The sequence below is a fragment of the Streptomyces sp. B1866 genome, from assembly GCF_031932565.1.
GTDB lineage: Bacteria > Actinomycetota > Actinomycetes > Streptomycetales > Streptomycetaceae > Streptomyces.
Genome location: NZ_JAVSCF010000432.1, coordinates 1 through 2875, shown reverse-complemented (window position 1 = coordinate 2875; position 2875 = coordinate 1). Strand labels below are relative to the sequence as shown.

The 2875-nt window shown below is 77.4% G+C and carries 2 protein-coding genes; both read left to right on the top strand.

Features of this window, described 5'->3' with window-relative positions:
- Positions 1-2261: SDR family NAD(P)-dependent oxidoreductase (locus tag RKE29_RS29065; protein ID WP_312008698.1), on the top strand; the 2261-nt coding region annotated here is incomplete at its 5' end.
- 38 nt (positions 2262-2299) lie between these two features.
- The coding region (locus RKE29_RS29060) for a beta-ketoacyl synthase N-terminal-like domain-containing protein (protein ID WP_312008697.1) at positions 2300-2875 on the top strand (576 nt) is incomplete at its 3' end.

Genomic DNA, 2875 nt, shown 5'->3' with positions numbered 1-2875 from the left:
TCGCCCTGCCCACCTACCCCTTCCAGCACCGGCGGTACTGGCTGGAGGCCCCGGAGTCGGCGCGGCGCGCCCCCGCCGGCGAGCACGACGGCGCGTTCTGGGCCGCCGTCGAGCAGGGTGACGCCGACCTGCTGGCGGACCTGCTGCGCGGCTCGGCCCGGGAGGAGCGGCCCGATCTCCGCACGCCGCTCGGGCAGCTGCTTCCGGCGCTGTCCGGGTGGCACCGGGACCGGCGGCGGAAGGCGGCGGTGGACAGCTGGCGGTACCGGGTCGTGTGGCGGCCCGTCGCCGCGCCGCCGCACTCCCCGGCGCTGTCCGGCCGCTGGGCCGTCGTCCTGCCCGCGGGGTACGAGGACGACCCGGCCGCCGACTGGGTGTGCGCGGCACTGCGCGGCCACGGCGCCGAGCCCTACCGGCTTGTACTGGCCCCCGGGGAGACCGGAGAGACCGGAGAGACCGGGGAGACCGGAGAGACCCGTGCGGCGCTGTCCAGCCGCCTGGCCGCGGACCCACCCGCCTGCCTGGTGTCCGTACTCGGGCTGAGCGGCGCGGCCCACCCCGGCCACGATGTCCTGCCCGACGCGGTGGCGGGCACCGTCCTGCTCGTCCAGGCGCTCTCCGACGCCGCCGTACGGGCGCCGCTGTGGACGCTGACCCGCGGCGGCGTCGCCGCGACCCCGGACGATCCGGCCGGCGCCGCGCACGCCGCGCAGCTGTGGGCCGTCGCCCGCGTGGCGGGCCTGGAGCACCCGGAGCTGTGGGGCGGGCTGCTCGACCTGCCCGCCGACCTCGACGCGCGCGGGGCCGAGCTGTTCGCCGCCGTGCTGGCGGCCGACGAGGGAGAGGACCAGCTCGCGCTGCGGCCCCGCGCGGGACTGCTGGGCCGCAGGCTCGTGCGCGCACCCCTGCCGGACGGCGCGCCGCCCCCCGCCTGGCGGCCCCGCGGCGCCGCGCTGGTCACCGGCGGCACCGGTGGCCTGGGCGGGCACGTGGCCCGCTGGCTGGCGGACGCGGGCGTACGGCACCTGGTGCTGGTCAGCCGCCGCGGACCGGAGGCGGACGGCGCGGACCGCCTGCGCGACGACCTCACCGCGCAGGGCGTACGGGTGACGGTCGCGGCCTGCGACGTGGCGGACCGGGCCGCGCTCGCCGGGCTCCTCGACCGCGTGCGGGCGGACGGCCCGCCGATCCGTACGGTCGTGCACGCCGCCGGCTCCGGGCACGCCGCGCGGCTGCTGGACACCGACTGCGAGGAGATGGCGGCGGTGCTGCGGGCCAAGGTGGCCGGGGCCCGCAACCTCGACGAACTGCTCGGCGACGTGGACGCCTTCGTCCTGTTCTCCTCCGGCGCGGGCGTGTGGGGCAGCGGCGCGCAGGGCGCCTACGCGGCCGCCAACGCCTCCCTCGACGCGCTGGCCGAAGAGCGCAGGAGCCGGGGGCGGGCGGCCACCTGCGTCGCGTGGGGCGCCTGGGCCGGCGACGGCATGGCCGCGGGCGCCGGCGAGGAGTGGTGGGGCAGGCAGGGACTGCGGTTCATGGAGCCCGCGACCGCGCTCGCCGCCCTGCACCAGGCCGTGGACCGCGACGAGGGCACGCTCGTCGTCGCCGACATCGACTGGCGGACGTTCGCACCGCGGTTCGCCTCCGCGCGCACCCGGCCGCTGATCGGCGACATCCCCGAGGCACGCCCCACGCCGGACGCGGCCGAGCCGGCCACCCCGGACCTCGCCGCCACGCTGGCGGGGCTGTCCGGCGACGAACGGCGCCGCGCCCTGCTCACCGAGGTGCGGGCGCAGGCCGCGGCGGTGCTCGGGCACCCCGGCGCGGACGCCGTGCCGGTCGACCGGCCGTTCCGCGAGCTGGGCTTCGACTCGCTCACCGCGGTCAAGCTGCGCAACCGGCTGGCCGCCGCCACCGGTCTGGCCCTGCCGGCCGCCCTGGTCTTCGACCACCCCACGTCCACGGCGCTCGCCGCGTACCTGGGCTCCCGGCTCGGCTTCGACGAGCTCCCCGCCCGGTCCGCCGTGTTCGCGGACCTGGCCCGGCTGGAGTCCACCGTCGCGTCGCTGACCGCGGACGCCCTCCCGCGGGCCGTGCCGGACGCCCGCGACCGGGCGGCGCTCACCGCGCGGCTGCGGGCCCTGCTGGACCGGTGGGACCAGCTCCAGGGCGTCGGCCAGGCCGCGTCCCGAGAACAGGTCGCCGACGTCAGCGACGACGATCTCTTCTCCTTCATCGACGCCAAGTTCGGCCGTTCGTGACCTCTGTCGACCACCACGCGAAAAGGACGGGACTCTCCATGGGGGACGAGCAGAAACTCCGCACCTACCTCCGGCGGGTCACCGCCGACCTGGCCGATGTGACGGAGCGTTGGCAGCGAGCGGAGGCGAAGAACTCCGAGCCGGTCGCGATCGTCGGCATGGGGTGCCGGTACCCCGGAGGGGTCCGGTCGCCCGAGGAGTTCTGGGCGCTGCTCGACGGCGGCGCCGACGCGGTGGCCGGCTTCCCCGGCGACCGGGGCTGGGACCTGGAGAAGCTGTACGACCCCGACCCCGACGAGCCGGGCACGTGCTATGCCCGCGAGGGCGGTTTCCTGTACGACGCGGGAGAGTTCGACGCGGCCTTCTTCGGGATCTCCCCGCGTGAGGCGCTGTCCATGGACCCGCAGCAGCGGCTGCTGGAGTGCTCCTGGGGCGCGCTGGAGCGGGCCGGGATCGACCCGGGTTCGCTGCGCGGCAAGGACGTCGGCGTCTACATCGGCGCGTGGAACAGCAACTACGGCAGGGGCGGCGGGGCGGAGAGCTCCGAGGGCCACCTGCTCACCGGCAACGCCTCCAGCGTGGTGTCGGGCCGGGTGTCCTACGCGCTGGGCCTG